Below are 17,213 nucleotides of genomic sequence, written 5' to 3'. Positions count from 1 at the left end.
AATGAGCCGAACAGCGCCTAGGATCATGTCATGTTGACAGCGCGCTCATCCGCCGAAGCACATCTGTACATGGACCTGCATGCGTGCGAGTGCGGGTCGGGCGACTTCGACCGCCAACATCGGCTGGAGCTGCTTGGCGATGCCCTGGTCGCGGTGTATGAAGGTGCCTGTGGGCAATGCGGACGAACCCGCCGTTTCGAGTTCCGTATGACGGAAGAGATTCCACCGCCTCCGCCCGCATTCGGTGGTGCGGAGGCTTCTCAGATCATCGACCCCGGGGAGTTCGAGGAGGTCGCCGGCCGGCTCGCTGAATCCACCGGAATCCAGCTCCTCAACACCCCTGAATCCGAGCATCACAAGCTCCGCGGCGCGGTCGCCTATACCGTCGCGGCGTACGAGGAGATGCTGAAGTTCCTTCCGCCGGGTGAGGATGCCATTCCGGCCTCTGCCTTCACCTCGGAGGTGGGCAAGGCTCGGTATCGGCGTGATCCGGGGAACTACAGGCGCGAGATTCTGGAACTGAATGTCCAGGTCGCTCGTGATGTGCTCGACGGTATCGACGAGGTCGGCAGCAGTTCGGGGCCTGCCGCGTAAGAACGGCACGGAGGGGCGCCCGTGAACCGGGCCGAGCACGACTGGGCCGGGGCCGGGAGTTTACGAGGACGGCGGCAGCTGGTCGGCTACGAAGGTCCCCAGTCCCACTTCGCCCCGCGTCCAGCCCTGCTCCCGAACATGCCGCATGGCCTTCGCCGCCGTCGCGTTCACCACGCCGAACTCCTGGGCGATCTCCAGAGTGGAAGGCACGCGGCTTCCCGGCGGGTATGTGCCGTCCTCGATGCGCCGGATGATCTCCGCAGCGATCTGACGCCACAGCGGGCGCGTACGGTCAAGATCCATGATCTCAGCGTGGGTGACCATGGCTCTCCGTGCATCTGCGGTTATCTGCGGTTATCCACGGGTATGATGGACGCCGAAAGTACAGCGGCCCCGACGGGAAGCGGCTACTTCCGTGTCGGGGCCTGAGCCGACTGATAGGAGTCGACCTATGCGCAGCCTACTGGCCGCGATTCTGAGCCTCTTCCTGCCTGCTCGTGGAGTGCACCGCGCTGTCGCGCCACCCCTGGCTTCGGTCCCCTCCAGTCCGCCCTCTCGCGTATCCCGGCCCGCGCCCCCGTGCCCGTTCCTCGGCGACGTCATCAGGGTCGATGGGTTGCCCCTGGTTCGGCCGTACGTCGTCGCGTGGGAGCGCGAGCGGGAGGAACTCGATCGCCGGCGTCTTCAGCGGGCGCGGCGTCGGGCGGCCGTCCTGGCGACGCTGGGGCAGGACTACTGCCTGTGGGAGGCCGCGGTATGAGCGGGCCGCGTCTCCGCAGCCTCGGCGTGGACCCGGCGACCGGCAAGGAGGCCCTCGCGGACGTGCGTCCCGGCGGCCTTCTCGAAGCGCTGGCCGACGTACAGGCGCTGAAGGCCGCTGCTGTACTGGTGACGGTCGTGAGTGCCGTCCTGGATGCGGGGAAGGCGTCGGACGCCGAACTCGCCGCCTTCGTAACGGCGTTGTGTGCGGCGCTCGAAGAGTGCGTCGGCCTCATGAGGGTGGACGGGCGGTGACGAGGAAAGGGCGTCGGCCATAGGGCTGTGGCGGCGGTGGGTGGTCGGGGGTTTCCCTGGGCACCCACTCGCCGCCAGAGTGCCCTGCGGCGGCTCCGACCGTCCCCCTGTGATCGGAGGGGGCGCATCGGCGCGGTGAGCGGCGAGGTGACCGGGGGTAGGCCGATGGATATGGATGACGTGGCCATGATCGATTAAGGTCGGTTTTCGTCGCGCGTACGCGCGCGCGAAAGCTGTGTGGGGCCGACTCGGGGGAGAACGCACGTGGACACTGGATCGGGGCTGCGGCGATTCGTCCGCCTGGCGATTTCCGGCCCGGTGGTGCGGGCCGCTCCGATCCGTCCCGATCGCATCGCGGACCCGGTCATCGACCGACTCCAGCGGGCCCGGACCGTGCTGGGGCTGCTGGCCAGTGTCTGGCTGGTGATGGCCTACCCGATGCGGAAGGGCCGGGAGGACTTCGTCCTGGGCAAGGTGGAGAACCTGATGATCGGCTGCTCTGTCCTGGTGGCCGCCGGAGCCGTAGGCATCACCGTCTTCATCTTCGCGGCGCGCCCGCCGCTGCGCCGCCTGTACGCGCGCCGTCTCGTGAGTCCGCTGACGGTGCTCGCCGTCCTCGCCCTGGAGATGGGCATGTTCTGGCTCATGCTCCAGGCGGTGCGCGGCAACGTCCTCTCTCCTGATGGCCTCAACGCGTGGTTGTCCGAGTCCGACAACTCAGAAGCAGGAGCAGGGACCGTGATCCTCGGCCTGGTGCTGGGCCTGCTGGCCCTCGTGGCTCCCATCGCCTATTTCGTTCTGATGCTCGTCTCCGCGATCTTCATTCTGGTGACCAGCTACACGGCGCTGAACTCATGTTTCCGCGTCGGCGATGTGCACGAGCTGCTGCCCGGACTCCTCTCGCCGCTGCTGTTCTGGTCGCTGTTCTTCATCAGCCTCTCCGACGGTCCCGACGTCTCGGCTCCGCCGGAGGTGCTGTACTCCTTCCTGCTCGGCGGGCCGCTGTCGGTGACGGCACTGTCCGTGTGGGAGATACGTCGTCTGCGCACGAAGTACGGGATGAACTTGCGGACCGCGTTGGCCCGGTAGGGCCGTAGGACCGTCAGAAACGTTGCCGGTAGCGGGCGGCACCGGGCTTGTGCCTGGCAGGGCTCGCGGCTCGGTGTTCGGCACGGGGAGACAGGTCCAGCGGGCGCCTGCGGTGGGACGCTGGTGTGAAGTCCGCTCCCGATGATCGCACCGCATCGATGGTGCGACTGGCTGCCCTGCTCGTACCCGACGTCAGTTCTCGTTCAGGACCGGAGAGGGCTGGGCCTCAGTCCAGCTGCTCCGTAGTCCCGTCCGGGTGGATCAGCAGGCGGATGGCGCCGCCGTAGCGGTTGTCCGTGATCGTCGCCGGGGTCGGGGCGCCGAGTTGCTGGGCGCGTTGCTGGAGGATCGACAGGACGACGTCCTGGATGTCGCCGTACGGCGGGGCGGTGACCGGGACGCCGTCGATGAGACCGGCGTTGGGGGAGAAGACGTGCACCTGGGCGTCCGCCGCGCCGGGGCTCGCGGCGTGCGGGGGCGTCGGACTCTGGCTCGGGTACGGCGTCGGTTCGGTCATCGGGGTCGGGGGTTCCTTCCGGCTCGGGTCAGGCGCTCTTCGCCTCTCCCCGCTCGGGGATGAGGGGGGCGTCGACGTCGATGTCCTCGACGTTCAACACGTCCAGGACGCGAGCGTACGTGCCGCGCGAGAGGCGTTGCAGGCGGCCCGACTTGACCAGCGCCGACAGGACGTTGCTGATGGTCTTGGACGGGTCGCCGTAGACGCCCGAGGGGAGGGCGCGCAGTACGTCCCGGGCGGAGAAGGCGCCGGGGAAGCCGGCGACCGCCGTCTCGACGGCGGCGCGGATGCTCGGGGTGGAGGGGGCGCGGCGGACCTGCCCCGCTGACGTCGCCGCTCCGGTCCCGACCGCCGGGTGGCCGCCGTGCAGGGGGTGCGCCGCCGGGTGGGCCGGGGGCGTGGACGATCGTGGGAGGCGTTCGTGGATCTCGCGCACGGCCGTGCGGATCGTCTCCAGGGGAGCGTCGCCGGTCCCGTCGCCGGCGGCCGCCAGCATGGTGGCGACCTTCTCTATGTTCGCGAGGGTGGCGGCCAGTTCGCGCAGCAGCGGTTCCAGGAAGTCGCGGCGGAGCGCGGCCACGGGGTCGGTGGTGGCGAGTTCGACGGAGACAGAGCCGGTGAGGGGCCGACGGGGAGGGAGGGGTGCCCCGTGGGTGTCCTCGGTGGCGTCGGCGGCGTCCGGGAACAGTGACTCGACGGCTTCCCGTACGGCTGTCAGGTCCTGTGGGGCTTCGGTGGCCGGGGCGGCACCGCCGGGCATGCGCGTCAGCATCGCGACGAGCTGTTCGAGACTGGTGAGCGCGGGCAGGGCGGAGCGCACCAGCGGGCCGAGCACGGCCTGCCGTACGGCCAGGGCCGGATCCTCGTACGAGAAGGTGATCCGTTGCCCGGCCTCGGCCGCTGCCATGGGTTCCTCGCTCCTGCCGATCGACGGTCCGGACGTCTGCGACGACCCGCCAGGAGGGGGCGTCGGTCTGTGAGTTGGCTGTGCGGTGGTGTGCGACTGCAACAGTGATGTCAAGGCGGCGTGCGGTGCACTGCCCGTCAACATGCTCTGATCAGCGATCAGTTGGTGCTGAAGTGCCTGAAGCTGGTCGAACGCGTCGAGGATCCGCTCCAGTTCGGGAAGGTCCGGAGCGGTCGCCCGACGGTTTCCGGAATGGGTCGCCGACGACTCGTCCGCGCGGGACCTGAGCCGGGTGAGTCGTCGGGGGAGCGAGCCGGAGTCGAAGCGGACGGCGGCGTGGGCCGGCAGGTCGCCGTTCTCGTCGCCGAGGCCGAGCATGCGGCGCAGCACGCGCCGGTCCTCCCGCGTGGTGGCGGCCGTGTAGCCGTACGGCTCGGCGTACGCGACGGCGTCCTGCAGACATTCCGCCCAGAGCGGGCAGGAGGCGCACAGGTCGCGGGCGGTGCGGAGGAGGACGAGGTGCTGGCGGCGCTGGGAGGGCGGGACGCCGGGCGCCGTCGTCGCCGAGGTGTCCAGGCCGTGGAGGACGTCCGGGTGCTCCGAATCGTCCAGCAGCGGATGTTGGAAGACGTCCGGCCGACGCCGACAGGGCAGAGCCGCGTCGGGTATGCGGGCCTCCCGTTCGACCGCCTTGCGGGCGGGTCGGACAGGCAGCCTGGCCAGCGTCGTATGGCTTGCCATACGCATGAGTAATAGCCCCCGTGGTGATCTGTGATCGCGGGGGACTCTAGAACAAGTTGTCAAACTGGTGCAACGCATGTGCAAAGTACTGACCGGAAACGAACAGTGGCGTGACGAAGCGTTCATAAAAGCCTCAACTATCCGCCGTTTCACGGGTGTCGCGCCGATCGGCCCCCCGCAGGGCACGCCCTGCCCTTCTGACCCGGGCGGTCATGGCCTTCGCGGATGCGCCGCGTACGGCCAGCACGCCCAGCACTCCCACGAATCCGATCGCCACGCCCGCCTCCGGCACGAACATGCCGACGACGGAGCCGATGACGAGGATCACATCGGCGAGCACGACCGTGACGCCGCGCCGGCCCGGGTGCTCCTTCACCATCCAGGCGCCGAGCAGGGCCATTCCGGCCACGGCCCAGTACCCGAACGCGGCCGTCCCGGTGACTGTCGCGCTCGTGTTCATCCGGGCCGCGTCACCCGCCGCGGAGAAGTAGCCGCTGAAGGCCATGGCGAGGAGGGTCGAGGCGAGCGCCAGGAGGAGCTGGGTGCGGCGGCGCAGGAGCCAGACGGTTCCGCCGAGGAGGAGCGTGGCGCAGACCATCACGAAGGATGAGCCGCTCTGAGAGGCGATCGCGAAGAGCGTGTAGGCGGCGGCCAGACCGAAGACGATGCTGGGGAGCATGCGTACGGCCCAGGGGTCGGTCTTGTCCTGGTGGAGGAGGCGGCGGAGGGGGGACGGGGTACGGGTGCCGACTTCGCTTGCGGCGCGGTTGCCCGGGATACGGCTCATGGACCGCTCACACTCCCATGCCGGTGTCTTGCGCCTGCTCGGGGGCGGGCGGTGCTGGTGCCGGAGTGGGCGTGGTGGGGGTCGCGGCGGGTGCCGGGGCGGGCTTCAGAGTGACTCCGGGCATGAAGTCGGCACCGGTGGCGGGTGCCGAGGCCTCACGGGACTGAACGGGCAGGGGGCCCACCTTGGCGTTCACCTCCACGCCAGGCATGAAGGTGCCGTGGGTGCTGGCGTAGACGGGGGAAGCGGGCTCGACGGTCGGTGTCGGAGGTTCATGTTCGGAGGCGGAGAGCGCCGTCGGATGTTGCTCCTCGACACCGGGAGCGGTGACTTCCCGGTCTGCGCTCAGCTCCTGATTCTGCTGGGGCGCCTTTGCGGCTTCGGCCTGCTGTCGGTCCAACTGCTCTACCCGTTCGCATACTTCGAGGATGGCTGAGCGCTGGGCCTCAGGGGTGGGGAGTGACTTGAGGTGATCCAGGTCCAGGTATCCGGATTCCCAGTACTTCTCGGGCGGTGGGTTCTCGGCGTCAGGGGCGAAGAAGTGGACGTGAGAACGGACGTGTCCTTCCGAGAGGAGCTGCTGGCTCTCGGGTGGAAGCCCCTTCAGTGTCTCCTCGGAGAGGTCGTACATGAAGTGGATGTTCTCGGCGCCGATCGTCCTGCGAAGTTGAGGCAACTCGGTCTCGTAGGCGACGCTCCAAGGTGCGAGTTCTCCGGCGAAGACGATCGCCTTTCCGTCTGTGCTTTTGGCGTAGTTCTCCGAGAGAGCGCCCCATGCCTTGCGAGCTATTACATCGCCTTCATTCTCGTGAAAACCCAGGATGGATTGCACCTGAGGATTCCACAGGTGGAGTTCATCCAGAACCTTCCCGCCCGGCGTTCCTTCCAAATAGCGTGCGCTTTCGGCTTGATTCTCGTTCTCCATTTCAGACCAGATGGCGGCGAGGTGCTGACTGCTGAGAACCTTGCCCGACGGAAGGTCTGGATGAGGAATTCCATGGGACCAGAAGGCGGACTGCATTCCCTCTCGGGGAGCCGTGACGTCAAGTTCCTTGGCGTAGTCGACGACGTATTCCTCGACGGTCTTTTCGGCTGCCGCAGCCGCTTCGAGGATTTCGTGCGCGATACGCCGGGCTTCCGCCTTGGGAAGAGGGGCGCCTGCTTTGCTCTGGAGGGCGAGAGCACGTTGGATGGGTGTCTGGACAGCAGTCTCTGTGCTCACTCGATCTCCTGTGGGTAGCAAGCGACGCTGATCATGACCGCCCGCAGACCCACTCCGCGCGGGGTGACTCCTCCGCTGAGCACTTGGAGCGTGATGACCGGATCTTCACTGCTCGCACCCCTCCAGACGGCGAGTCGGTACGGGTCGCGGTCGCTCAAACGAATTTCGCGTGGGGGAAGCCAGTGGTCCGTGCCACGTGGTTCCGGAAAAGCAGGGGAATCCCAGGCTCCGGAGAATTCCGGCGTACCCAGAACGCCTCGGGCGGCGGCTTCGTACCTGGGCCAGGCATCCGCCGCAATCTCGAGCATCTGATCGTTCTCGCTGGAGTCCATGGCCCTGAGGTGCCAGGTCGTCCAGCGGAGGGATTGGACCGGGCTCCAGCCACCCTCGACCACGGGCGTCAGGTTCAATCGACCACCTGTCGCCGTGTGTACGGCGAGGACGCGGTCCTGGGGGAGTGGCTTCCAACCGAACAACGCGCACCAGTCGTTCAGAGCCGGGCCCGGGTTGGGCGGGCCCGCCCAGATCGCGGGCCAGTCCACGTGCTCGAGGCCGGCCAGTTCTTCGGCCAGGCGCTGCGGCGATTCGTCGATCTGGGTCGTCGGCATGTGTGCTCCTGCGTCTGTCTCTCGTCGGTTGGTGCCGTCAGGCCGATCCGGAAGATCCCCACTTCTGCGGCGCGTGACAGCTGAGCCCGATCCTCGCATCGGCCGGTGTCGGCTCGGCCGGGGATCCGGTACCCAGAGTCATCGTCAACTCGATCACAGGCGCTCCCGGCGTACTGAACCACCACACCGCGGCCCGGCGCGGATCCTGGTGGGCCAGGCGCCATTCGGGGCTGTACCAAGGGCCGCGGCCGGGCAGCTCCGGGAAGTCCGGGGCGTCCCACGTGCCGTTCCAGTGCGGGTTGCTCATGAGACCCCGCAGAGCGTCCAGGTAGGCCGCCCAGCGGGCCTCCACCAGTTCGGTGACCCTGGGGTTCTCGTCCGTGTCCCCGGCCCGGGCCGCCCAGAGCGTTTGCTCGACCCGGGTCACCGGCCGACCTGGCGCCGCCGAGGCCAGATGGAGACGGCCCCCCAGCGCCGTACGCACCCGCAGCCCCGCCTCGAACCATAGTGGCCGCCAGCCGAAGCCCGCGCACCAATGGGCGCGCTTGGTCTCGTCCTCGGGAACGCCCGCCCACACCGTGGGCCAGTCCACGGCGAAGAACCGCTGCATCTCGCCGACCAGCTGGGCGGGGGTGCGGTCGGCGGTCAGGACTGGCATGGGGTGGCTCCTGGGTGTGGGGCGGCGCGGCAGGGAACGGCGGCGGATTGATCACTCGGCCAGGGCCGGGCCACGCACCTGCTCGGGGGTGGGAGGGGCTTGGGACGTTGTGATGGCGCTCGGGACTTGGGCGGCTGGGGCCGGTACGGGCTTGAGGGTGACTCCGGGCAGGAAGCGGGCGCCTGCGATGGCTTGAGTCGAAGCCTCGGGCGGCTGGATCTGCTGCGGGCCGGTCCTCGCGTTCACTTCCACGCCGGGGAGGAAGGCGCCGTGGGTGCTGACCACCGGGGTGGTCTGGGCACGGGCTTCGTGCGCCCAGGCCAGATCCGTGGAGCTGGGCAGGGTCACCTCGTGGTCCGGGCGCAGAACCTTGATCTCCTCGACGTACTTCTCGACGTCGGCCGTGCGGGCGGGACCGTCCATGGCCGCCACGCGAGCGCAGACCTCAAGGACGGCTGCGCGTTGGGCCTCCGGAGCCGGGAGCGACTTCAGGTGTTCCAGATCGAGGTGACCGGCCTTGGTGAGAGGCGTGTACTTGGGGTCGTTCTCGTCGTATCCGAAGGTGTGGACCTGGGCGCGTACGGCCTGAGACGCCAGCAGTTCTTGAGTTTCCGGCGCGAGGTCCGCGTACTTCTCCATCGGCGGCGGATACATGAAGTTGATGATGTCGAGCTTGCCGTCTCGGCGGAGCTGCGGGGCTTCCGTCTGGTAGGCGACGGCTCCCGGGTTGAGCTCGGCCATGAAGAAGAGAGCCTCGGTCTCGGTCGTGGCCGCATATCTCTGGGAGAGGGCGCCCCAGGCGTCGTAGGCGAGGGCTGTGCCCGTGTCCCGGTCCAGCTTCAGCGCCCGCTGTACGTTCGCATCCCACAGGTGGAGCTCGCCCAGTGCCTTTCCGCCGGGCGTACCTTCCAGATAGCGCAGAGTGTCCTGGACTACTGAGTTCTGAGCCTCGGTGTACGCCGCCGCTACGTGCATGCTCTGAAGCTGTTCCCCGGCCTGCACGTCGACTGTCGGGTGATCCTCCAACCGGTAGGACCAGAAGGCCGATCGGGTGTCGGGAGTGGGAAGTTCCATGTCCTGCTCAGCAGTGAACTCCCTCAGCCGTTTGCGGAGCTGCTCTGTGTATTCCTTGTCCGGAAGGTGGGCGATGCCTGCGCGCAACCGCTTCGAGATTCTCCTGACCTCGTCAGGAGTCGGTGCGGCCTCGCCCGTGTGCTGTCGGTCTCGGGCGTCGTCGAGGACGTGGCCCGACACGTGTACCTGGATCACACGGCCTCCGGCGGATAGCAGTCGACATTGATGAGTGCGCGCCGAAGCTCGCCGGGTTCCAGAGCGGCGCCCAGGCTGACGGTGAGGACCGTGATGCGCCCTTCCGGGCCGTTCTCGCGCCACACGGCCATGCGATAGGGGTCCATGTCCTCCAGGCGGATGTCGCGGGGCATGAGCCAGTGCCGGTCGTGCGGTGGTTCCGGGAAGGAAGGGTCGTCCCAGGCCCCGGCGAAGGCAGGTTCACCGAGCACAGGTCGTGCGGCAGCCAGGTACGCGGCCCACTTTTCGGATGCCTGCGTGAGGACCTCGTCGTTCTCGGAGACCTCGTCGGCCGACTGCTGCCAACTCGTCCAGCCAAGTTGCTTGATCGGAGCCCAGCCAGCCTCGCGCACGGGGTCGAGAACGAAGCTCTGCCCCGTGGCGCTGCGTACTGTCAGCACCCGCTCCGCCGAGGTCGGCTTCCAGCCGAACAGCGCGCACCAGTCGTCCAATGCCTGACCCGGGTTCGGAGGACCCGCCCAGACCGCGGGCCAGTCCACGTGCTCCAGACCCCTGAGCTCCTCTGCCAGCTGGTCAGGGCTGCGGTCGATCCTGAGCGTCGTCATCGTCTTTTGCCTTCCTCGTCTTCTGGCCGGCTCCGGTTCAGCCGTGCCGTGCCTGCCGCTCCGCGTCCGCGTGGGCGGGATCGTGACAGGCGAGCACGATCCTCGCATCGGCCGGTACCGGGCCGCGCGGGGTGACCGCGCCGAGCGTCATCCGCAACTCCACGAGGGGTGCGTGCGGTGGAAGGAAGCGCCACACCGCGGCGCGGTGCGGGTCTCGGTGCTCCGTGCGCCAGCGCGTGTCCGGCCAGGGCTGTGGGCCGGGCAGTTCTGGGAAGTCCGGGCTGTCCCACCTGCTGTGGTGGGTCGGGTTGCCCAGGTAGCCGCGCAGTGCGTCGAAGTGGGCCTGCCAGCGGATCTCGCTGAGGTCTGTGACCCGGTCGTTCTCGGACAGGTCCCGCGACCGCGCCGCCCACAGCGTGTACTCGACGCGGGGCACGGGGAGGGCCGGGCCGGGTGAGACGAGGTGCAGGCGGCTGCCCAGCGAGGTGCGGACGCGCAGGCCGGACTGGAACCACAAGGGATGCCAGCCGAAGCCCGAGCACCAGTGCGCGCGCTTCTCCGCGTCCGCGGGGACGCCCGCCCACACCGTGGCCCAGTCGACGCCGGTGAGCCGCTGCATCTCGCCGACCAGCTGGTCGGGGGTGCGGTCGGCGGTCAGGGCGGGCATGCTGGCTCCTCGGAGTGGACGGTGTGCCGGGGGCGGACGGGGGCGGACGGGGGCGGCTAGACGCGACCGCTCGGGTCACGCGGATCCCGTGGGGCCGGGCGCGGCGCGGGCGGGGTGGGATCCGCCGGAGCGACCCGGCGCGGCGACGGCTGCGGCTCCGACTCCTGGCGCGGTGCGGGGGCCGTGGACGCGGGGGTCGGCGTGGGCTTGGGCGACGGCTGCTTGCTCTGCGGGCCGCTCGAACCGCTGACGCGTCCGCTGCGCCTGGAGCTGGTGGAACCCTGCCCTTCCGGCTCCTGCTCCGGCTCCTGCTCCGGCCTGGGGGTCGGTGTGTTGCTGTTGTTCCCCGCTCGTGCTGCTGCCCTGTCCGCTCGGGCGACGCGAGCGTCCTCCTTCGCCCAGTAGGCGGACTGGTTCTGCTCGCGCTTGGACTGGCCGAGCCAGCCCTTCCGCTGCAGTTTGCCCCGGTACTTGCCCTTGTAGAAGAGCTGGTCCGCAGCCCAAGCGGTGCCGCGTGCGGTGCTGCCGCCGACACGTCCCACGCCCTTGGCGGTGGAGCCGGCGACACGACCTGTGGTGCGGGCCGTGGAGACGGCGAGCCCCGGGGCCATGGCCGTTGCCTTGCTCGCCGCGTCCGCGACACCGAGGGCGTCCTCCGCGCCCGCGACCTGCGGTGAGAACTTCCCGGACAGCAGGTTCTTCAGCAGCATGATGACGGAGATGGTGACCAGCAGCAGCATCAGCAACTGCATGCCCAGCGGGACCGACAGCGGCAGGATCAGCTGGTAGAAGAGCAGCAGGACGGTCAGGATCACGCCGAAGCCGGCGCGCAGCACGAAGCTGTGCACGAATGTCTGCCACCAGCCCCTGAGGAGCTTCTGCTGTGTCGGGTGGATCGAGATGATCGCGACCAGCGGCAGCAGGATGATCATGATGAGGGTGACCGAGTGCCACAACAGGGTCAGGGCACTGAGCACGACCACCATGATGCCGACGATAAGGGAGGCGATGAGCGCGTAGACACCCATGGTGATGCGGTTGCCGGGCTTGTGACCGCTCCACTGCTCATACACGCGGGACTTCTCGTTCTTGGCGATGTAGTTGCGCAATTCCCCGTACTGGTTCTCCTTGTGCTTGATGACACCGCCGTCCACCTTCGACCAGTCCTTGTAGTAGTCGAAGTTGGTCACGGACTGGACATTGACCTGCTTGGCTCGCAGATCGGTGCATCGAGCCTTGTTTCCGAAATCGCATGATGCGGCGCCCTTGTATTCCATGCGCTTCTTGCCCGGGTCGCCGAACTGGCCGATGGCCCACGGGCGAAAAGCAAGGGTGTCGTACATGGCGCAACTGGATATCCGCATGCCGCGCTGCGGAGCGTTGGCCGCCAGGTCGCACGGCGGATCGATGTCGTCCACCGCGCCGCGCAGTACCGCCTCGGTCAATGCGGCGTTCCCTTGGGCGATTCCGGAATCGGCGGTCTTGACCACGTGCGTGTAGTTGTTGTCGGCCAGGAACGCCGACACCACGATCACGACGAACGCGGCCCATCCCACGCCCGCCCAGACCTCGCGCACGTCGCCCTTGCGCCACTTGCCGAACACCCAAAGCCCGGTGAGCAGAATCATGGTGGGGACGGCCAGTTGGAACACCTCGACGTTCAGACGGTCGACGACGCTGTTCTCGCCCTCGACGGTGCCCTCGTACAGCGAGGCCAGCGGGCTCGGGTTGGAGGAGATCTCCTTGATGCTGATCGAGCCGCGCGTGATGAACTTACTGAGGTCGAACACCATCTGGGCGATGGAGTTGTAGATCTCGTTCTGGATGCTGCAGTCGTCGTTTTCGGCTATTTCTCCGCGTTCACCCTGCTTCGCCTGGTCCCTGCTCTGCTGGGTCGAGGACCAGTTGAGACCTCGCATGGCGCCGAGTTCGTAGACGGTGTAGTCGCCGGGATCTCCTGGCAGGCGTACGGCGCCGGAGACGAGCTCCCGCTTGCCGCTCCACTGCTGCACCGAGGGGAAGATGTTCTCCGCGGCGCCCGGCATGTCGGCCATTTGGTTGATGCTGTCGGACGTCCAGTCGCAGGTGTCGAAGAGTGCCTTCGCCGACTGCGGTGTGGAGAGGGAGAGTGCGATCACCCCGAGCGCCACGAACAGCGCGGCGCGTGCCGCGACACCGGCGCTGATCAGGGTCTTGAGTAGGGAGCGTCTCGGCCGGCTCCGTGCCGGGCGGTCGGCGCGGGGCCGGCTGAGGGTCAGCATGAGAATCCTTCGGGGCCGATCAGGAGGGGAAGTAGTCGGTCAGAAGACATCCGTCGACCAGTGCGGGCTCCTGCTTGTAACCGCTCGGGATCTCGGCTTCCGGATCGCACGACAGGTATACAAGGCCGGAGGTCTTGAGTTCCTGGGTCGTTTGGGAATCGTCCGGGTCCACGGCGAAGTCCTTGCCGACCAGAATTCCGCTGTAGCCTTTTTCCTTGAGTGTGGTTTGGAACTGCTTCATATCCGGTGTCAGAAGCAGCGTGACGATGTCGTCGTACTTGTCCCTGCAGACAGCACGTTCCTTGATGCCCCATGCGGGATTGTCGAGCATGCCCGAGTCACCCCAGGCGGGCTCCCTTTCTGCGAGGGAGGACTTGTCGTAGTCCCTTCCTGTCATCAGGTCCAGACAGCCGACGGACTTGTTCAGGAAGTACTCGATGGATGCCATGTCCGAAGCCGAGGGCAGGACGCTGCTCTTCTTCTTGCCGCCCGCGGCCTTGCCCGGCTTGCTCGCCTCGGCGCTCGTCTTCTCGGAGGGCTGGCTCGTGTCGTCGCCACCGCATGCCGCGACCGACGTCGACATGAGCAGGAGGGCGCCGATGGTGAGTGCTCGCTTGATTCGCATGGTCCTTCTTCGGCTGTGGGGCTTCGAGTGGGGGGGTGGCGGCTCGGACGAGCGGGGTCACACGCTGGCCGTCTCCGGAGCGGTCGTCTCCGGAGGTGTGGGGCGGGCCGGGTCCTCCGACATCTCCTGAAGGAACGTCCAGTCCCACACGCTCAGCGGTGGGTTGACCCCCTGACGGGCGGGCCGGGTCGTCCCGTTGGTGTCCGTGGCGGCGAGGATCTCCTTGAAGACGAGGTCGACGGCGACCGTGCCGACGCGCTTGTCGGCGTCACGCTGCAGGCATACACCGGTGCGGAGTTCCTGGAGGGCCGCGATGACCTTCGGGTCGTCCTCGGGGCGGCCGAGGAGCGGGGCCACCAAAGACGCCTCCTGCGCGGACTTCTGTTTGAACGCGAAGACCGTGTGGATCTGGTTGGCGCCGCCGCTGCGTGCCTCGGAGTCCTCGATCTGGACGAGGTCGATGGCCTGCTGGGTGATCAGGACGGTGACCGCGAGGTAGGAGCGGCCCTGCTTCAGGGCGCGGCGCATCAGGTCGCGGCCCGACTCCGTGGCAGTGACGACGTACGCCTCGTCCACGAACAGCGCCTTCGGACGCAGGCCGATCTCACCGGTCACCGGATTCTTCTCGTAGCCGACGTCGAGCATCTGACTGCCGAGTTCCACGACTGCCATGAGGGCCGTCGCCGCGAGCCGTTCCGCCGGGTTCCAGCTGCGCGGGTCGGAGGCCGCGGGCGACTGGAACCCGCGCAGGGTGATGACCGTACGGCGCTTGCGCATCGCGGAGAGCGGCTGCGGGCGCTCGGCGAAGGCGAGCCTGGCGTAGGGGAGCGTGCGCAGCTCGGTGAGGAGCATTTGCGCGAGCTTCAGGTCCTTCGCCGCCTCGCGGTCGTTCGTCGCGATCGCGTGGTCGTATGCCGCCACGACCTCGTCGACGACCTGCCACAGCGTCGGACGCGGCACCTGCTGGTCGGCCTCGCGGGCCGTCAGGCCTTGGTCCACAGCCTGTCGGATCGCGGAGTTGTAGCGGCCGATGACCGTGGCCATCGCCTCGATGACAGGGAGGCGTACGCGCTGGTAGTCCTCGTCGCCGAGGAAGCCGCGCAGCATGGATTCCGCGAGGAGACGGCCGGCCGGGACGTCACGGGCGATCACCCACGGGTCCAGGACGCCCGCCTGGCCCTTGAGCAGGTCGACCACTTCGGTTTCCGCCCAGAACTCCGGGTTGACCGGCTGGAACTTGCTGGCCGGTGTGCCCAGCAGGCCCGTCTCGGCGTCGCCGGCGAAGTCCGGGTCGTTCACCTGGGAGCCGAAGGCGAGGTAGTAGCAGAGCTGGGCGAAGTCGGTCTTGGGGTCGATGACCAGGCAGCGGACTCCCGACTCGGACTCCTCGTAGAACTTCTGCAGAGCCAGGGAGGACTTGCCACCGCCGGACGCGCCGACGATGGCGAGGCCACCGCCGTCGTTACGGGCCGGGCCGACGTGCAGCGAGTAGTGGACCGGCATCTTGCCCGCCCAGCCGACCAGGTTGCCGACCCAGCCGAGGCGCTTGCCAGAGCGCTGTTCGGGGTTGTCGCCCAACTCGGTGCCTGCGGTGGGCAACCCGGCGCCGAGCTGCTCCACCTCCTGGAGGCGGAGGTAGGGGGCGATGGGGAGCTTCGGCGCGTCGCCCGGGAGCTGGGACTGGAGCAGACGCCACTGCTGGCGGGTCGGGCGCAGCAGCGTGACCTTCAGGTCCTGCTTGAACTGCATTTCAAGCACCCGGCGGCGGCGCTCCAGCTCCTTGACGTCCGGGGCCGAGATCGTGAAGCGGATCTGCGCCTCCATCCCCGGCATTTTGTGCTCCTCGATGTCGTCGACGAGCTCCTGGGCGCGGGTGACCTGGGTGGCCAGCTTGGTGTCGGGGCTGCGGCCGGAGTTGGCCATGTCGTTCATCTCGTCGACGAGGTTGCCGCGGATCTTGTCGGCGCGGTCCTTGAACTTCAGGTACGGGATGAGCGTGAACCGCATGTCGATCTCGACCGGGAAGTCCACGTGCTGCGAGGCGTACCGGGCCCAGGCCGTCGACTGGCGGAAGCGCGTCTCCGCGGGCCAGTTGGCGGCGACCAGGGTCGTCGTGTAGCTGGTCTGCTGCTCGCCGGTGATCTCGTCGTACTGGTTCAGGACGATGTGCGTCTTGCGGTTCTCACCGGAGAAGTCGACAACGAGGTCGAAGGCGTTGGGGCCCCAGGCGCGCGAGCCGAGCACCGGCTCCGGCGGCACCGGCAGATCGCCGTGGAGCGGCTTGCGGATCAGCCAGACCAGCTCTTCCCGGGTGAGGGGGGTACCGCGGAGGTTCTCGAGACTCTCGTGGACCTCCGATGCGACCTGCGTCCACTCCGCGACCACGGACGGGGACAGGTACTCGTCCGCGACACCGGTCGCGGCGGCCGTGACCTGGTCGGCGGCGCCGTTCACTCCCTTGAGGAGTCCGGCGTCGTCGTGCGGCTCATCGTCCTGCGACAGCACGCCCGTGCCGCCGCCGGTGCGTTTCACCGAACCCAGCTTCACCAGCAGGATGTTGCGCTCCCGCTTGGCGCCGATGCGCTCCTGGTACTCGGCCTTGCGCAGGTTGTACGCCTTGTAGTTGTCGGTCGGGTCCCAGGCGACCGCGTTGAGGTCCTCTGCCCAGGTCAGCGCGGTGATCGGCTGGTACACCTTGCGATAGTGGCACTCGACGTTGCGGTCACCGCGGGCGAGGTTGAGCAGACCGCGCGGCGGGCCCTCGGCCATCGCCTGCAGTTCGCCCGCGTTCAGGTACTCGTCGATGGCGGTGGGCAGGACGAGCCCCGTCCACACGGAGTCGCCGTGGACGAAGATCATGTCGTCGGCGTAGCGGTACGGGAGGCGGAGGTCCTCGCGGCGCGCGGAGGCCGAGGAGCGGGAGGACTTGGAACGGGAGGAAGACCCGCTTCTGCCGCCCTGACCCTGGCCCTGCTTCTTGCCCGACGAGGCGGCCATGATCATGGCGACCACGAAGAAGGCGGCCGCCCCGCCCAGAAGGATCATCATGAACATGGAGGAGTCACCTGCGGTAAATCGAGGTCGGTTTGCGGTGGGTCGGTGCTGTGCCGGACGTGGCGCGCGAGTGGCTCAGCGGTGTGCGGCGAACGCGCTGCCGCGCTCGGCCGCCGCCCGACGCGCGGCGTCGTAACGCGCCTGCCAGCGTGGTGAACCGGGGGTCCAGAGGATGACCTGCCAGTGCAGTTCCTCCGGTTCCTGGTCGGCGGAGAGCCCTTGGAGCCGCTTGGGCTGGAACCACCAGTCGGTCCACACCACCAGCTGCTGGCTCAGGGTGAGCGCCGAGGGCAGAGGGCGCCCCCAGACGAAGTAGACGGCGAACGGCGGTCCGAAGTAGAGGATCGACGTCCACATCGACATACCGAGGAACGGCACGAACGCGGACAGGGTGAACAGCGCGATGAGCCAGACCAGGCCGAAGCCGAAGGCCGCGCCCAGCGCGGGCAGCAGCAGGCCGGGCAGCGGGATGTTGCCCCAGTTCCAGATCCGCTTGGGACGGTTGACCAGATCGGTGTGGTCGTACGCGACCAGCGGCTCCGGTGCCTCCTGGGCCATAGCGGCTGACTCCCCTCGTAGCTGACGCGGCTGACGG

Annotated in this window: 18 protein-coding genes; 4 read left to right on the top strand and 14 right to left on the bottom strand. The window is 68.2% G+C overall.

The window, feature by feature from the left end; all coding sequences use genetic code 11:
- Positions 1–30: 30 nt before the first annotated feature.
- Positions 31–594, top strand: a complete 564-nt coding sequence (locus tag AC067N_RS10865) for a hypothetical protein (protein ID WP_478678554.1) — start codon at positions 31–33, stop codon at positions 592–594.
- Between the two features lie 60 nt (positions 595–654).
- On the opposite strand, the gene AC067N_RS10860 is transcribed toward AC067N_RS10865, so the two are convergent.
- A complete protein-coding gene (locus AC067N_RS10860) occupies positions 655–897 on the bottom strand; it encodes a GntR family transcriptional regulator (protein ID WP_192332424.1) in 243 nt (80 codons plus the stop codon).
- Positions 898–1,210: 313 nt separating this feature from the next.
- Between AC067N_RS10860 and AC067N_RS10855 the strand changes: the two genes are divergently transcribed.
- The 3 genes from AC067N_RS10855 to AC067N_RS10845 all read left to right on the top strand — a co-directional run bounded on the left by AC067N_RS10855 (position 1,211) and on the right by AC067N_RS10845 (position 2,697).
- Positions 1,211–1,354 carry a hypothetical protein gene (locus AC067N_RS10855; protein ID WP_478678553.1) on the top strand — a complete coding sequence of 48 codons (144 nt, stop codon included), beginning with the start codon at positions 1,211–1,213 and terminating at the stop codon, positions 1,352–1,354.
- Complete coding sequence (locus AC067N_RS10850; RefSeq protein ID WP_478678552.1) at positions 1,351–1,608, top strand: hypothetical protein; 258 nt, start codon at positions 1,351–1,353, stop codon at positions 1,606–1,608. Before AC067N_RS10855 ends, AC067N_RS10850 begins: the two co-directional genes overlap by 4 nt.
- Positions 1,609–1,872: 264 nt before the next feature.
- Entirely contained in the window at positions 1,873–2,697 is an 825-nt protein-coding gene (locus AC067N_RS10845; RefSeq protein ID WP_478678551.1) for a hypothetical protein, read from the top strand.
- 226 nt (positions 2,698–2,923) lie between these two features.
- On the opposite strand, the gene AC067N_RS10840 is transcribed toward AC067N_RS10845, so the two are convergent.
- From AC067N_RS10840 to AC067N_RS10780, 13 genes are all read right to left on the bottom strand, one after another.
- On the bottom strand, positions 2,924–3,214 hold the full coding sequence (locus AC067N_RS10840; RefSeq protein ID WP_478678550.1) for a hypothetical protein: 291 nt from the start codon (positions 3,212–3,214) through the stop codon (positions 2,924–2,926).
- 28 nt (positions 3,215–3,242) lie between these two features.
- On the bottom strand, positions 3,243–4,862 hold the full coding sequence (locus tag AC067N_RS10835; RefSeq protein WP_478678549.1) for a WhiB family transcriptional regulator: 1,620 nt from the start codon (positions 4,860–4,862) through the stop codon (positions 3,243–3,245).
- A gap of 133 nt (positions 4,863–4,995) precedes the next feature.
- Positions 4,996–5,649: a hypothetical protein gene (locus AC067N_RS10830; RefSeq protein WP_478678548.1), complete on the bottom strand. Its 654-nt coding sequence runs from the start codon at positions 5,647–5,649 to the stop codon at positions 4,996–4,998.
- 7 nt (positions 5,650–5,656) lie between these two features.
- The gene (locus tag AC067N_RS10825) at positions 5,657–6,871 is read right to left on the bottom strand and encodes a hypothetical protein (RefSeq protein ID WP_478678547.1); all 1,215 of its coding nucleotides are present in this window, start codon (positions 6,869–6,871) and stop codon (positions 5,657–5,659) included.
- Positions 6,868–7,479: a hypothetical protein gene (locus AC067N_RS10820; RefSeq protein ID WP_478678546.1), complete on the bottom strand. Its 612-nt coding sequence runs from the start codon at positions 7,477–7,479 to the stop codon at positions 6,868–6,870. Before AC067N_RS10820 ends, AC067N_RS10825 begins: the two co-directional genes overlap by 4 nt.
- A gap of 37 nt (positions 7,480–7,516) precedes the next feature.
- Positions 7,517–8,137 (bottom strand): hypothetical protein, encoded by a 621-nt coding sequence (locus AC067N_RS10815; RefSeq protein WP_478678545.1) that lies wholly within the window; start codon positions 8,135–8,137, stop codon positions 7,517–7,519.
- A gap of 51 nt (positions 8,138–8,188) precedes the next feature.
- Positions 8,189–9,406, bottom strand: a complete 1,218-nt coding sequence (locus tag AC067N_RS10810; protein ID WP_478678544.1) for a hypothetical protein — start codon at positions 9,404–9,406, stop codon at positions 8,189–8,191.
- A complete protein-coding gene (locus AC067N_RS10805; protein WP_478678543.1) occupies positions 9,403–10,011 on the bottom strand; it encodes a hypothetical protein in 609 nt (202 codons plus the stop codon). The genes AC067N_RS10810 and AC067N_RS10805 overlap by 4 nt, the downstream gene beginning before the upstream one ends.
- Before the next feature lie 37 nt (positions 10,012–10,048).
- Positions 10,049–10,678 carry a hypothetical protein gene (locus AC067N_RS10800; RefSeq protein WP_478678542.1) on the bottom strand — a complete coding sequence of 210 codons (630 nt, stop codon included), beginning with the start codon at positions 10,676–10,678 and terminating at the stop codon, positions 10,049–10,051.
- 56 nt (positions 10,679–10,734) lie between these two features.
- Positions 10,735–12,939 (bottom strand): hypothetical protein, encoded by a 2,205-nt coding sequence (locus AC067N_RS10795; RefSeq protein WP_478678541.1) that lies wholly within the window; start codon positions 12,937–12,939, stop codon positions 10,735–10,737.
- A gap of 19 nt (positions 12,940–12,958) precedes the next feature.
- On the bottom strand, positions 12,959–13,564 hold the full coding sequence (locus AC067N_RS10790) for a hypothetical protein (RefSeq protein ID WP_478678540.1): 606 nt from the start codon (positions 13,562–13,564) through the stop codon (positions 12,959–12,961).
- Between the two features lie 57 nt (positions 13,565–13,621).
- A complete protein-coding gene (locus AC067N_RS10785) occupies positions 13,622–16,618 on the bottom strand; it encodes an ATP-binding protein (protein WP_478678539.1) in 2,997 nt (998 codons plus the stop codon).
- Between the two features lie 75 nt (positions 16,619–16,693).
- Positions 16,694–17,176 (bottom strand): hypothetical protein, encoded by a 483-nt coding sequence (locus AC067N_RS10780; RefSeq protein ID WP_478678538.1) that lies wholly within the window; start codon positions 17,174–17,176, stop codon positions 16,694–16,696.
- Between the last annotated feature and the right edge of the window lie 37 nt (positions 17,177–17,213).

Source organism: Streptomyces sp. NPDC042364 (assembly GCF_056437585.1).
Note: the sequence above shows the minus strand (reverse complement) of the source record. Positions and strands in the feature narration are given on the sequence as shown.

Coding starts and splice junctions, on each gene's coding strand:
- AC067N_RS10865 (WP_478678554.1), top strand. CDS start 31: ATGTTGACAGCGCGCTCATCCGCCGAAGCACATCTGTACATGGACCTG.
- AC067N_RS10820 (WP_478678546.1), bottom strand. CDS start 7,479: ATGCCGACGACCCAGATCGACGAATCGCCGCAGCGCCTGGCCGAAGAA.
- AC067N_RS10835 (WP_478678549.1), bottom strand. CDS start 4,862: ATGGCAAGCCATACGACGCTGGCCAGGCTGCCTGTCCGACCCGCCCGC.
- AC067N_RS10840 (WP_478678550.1), bottom strand. CDS start 3,214: ATGACCGAACCGACGCCGTACCCGAGCCAGAGTCCGACGCCCCCGCAC.
- AC067N_RS10830 (WP_478678548.1), bottom strand. CDS start 5,649: ATGAGCCGTATCCCGGGCAACCGCGCCGCAAGCGAAGTCGGCACCCGT.
- AC067N_RS10785 (WP_478678539.1), bottom strand. CDS start 16,618: ATGTTCATGATGATCCTTCTGGGCGGGGCGGCCGCCTTCTTCGTGGTC.
- AC067N_RS10860 (WP_192332424.1), bottom strand. CDS start 897: ATGGATCTTGACCGTACGCGCCCGCTGTGGCGTCAGATCGCTGCGGAG.
- AC067N_RS10815 (WP_478678545.1), bottom strand. CDS start 8,137: ATGCCAGTCCTGACCGCCGACCGCACCCCCGCCCAGCTGGTCGGCGAG.
- AC067N_RS10795 (WP_478678541.1), bottom strand. CDS start 12,939: ATGCTGACCCTCAGCCGGCCCCGCGCCGACCGCCCGGCACGGAGCCGG.
- AC067N_RS10800 (WP_478678542.1), bottom strand. CDS start 10,678: ATGCCCGCCCTGACCGCCGACCGCACCCCCGACCAGCTGGTCGGCGAG.
- AC067N_RS10790 (WP_478678540.1), bottom strand. CDS start 13,564: ATGCGAATCAAGCGAGCACTCACCATCGGCGCCCTCCTGCTCATGTCG.
- AC067N_RS10780 (WP_478678538.1), bottom strand. CDS start 17,176: ATGGCCCAGGAGGCACCGGAGCCGCTGGTCGCGTACGACCACACCGAT.
- AC067N_RS10850 (WP_478678552.1), top strand. CDS start 1,351: ATGAGCGGGCCGCGTCTCCGCAGCCTCGGCGTGGACCCGGCGACCGGC.
- AC067N_RS10805 (WP_478678543.1), bottom strand. CDS start 10,011: ATGACGACGCTCAGGATCGACCGCAGCCCTGACCAGCTGGCAGAGGAG.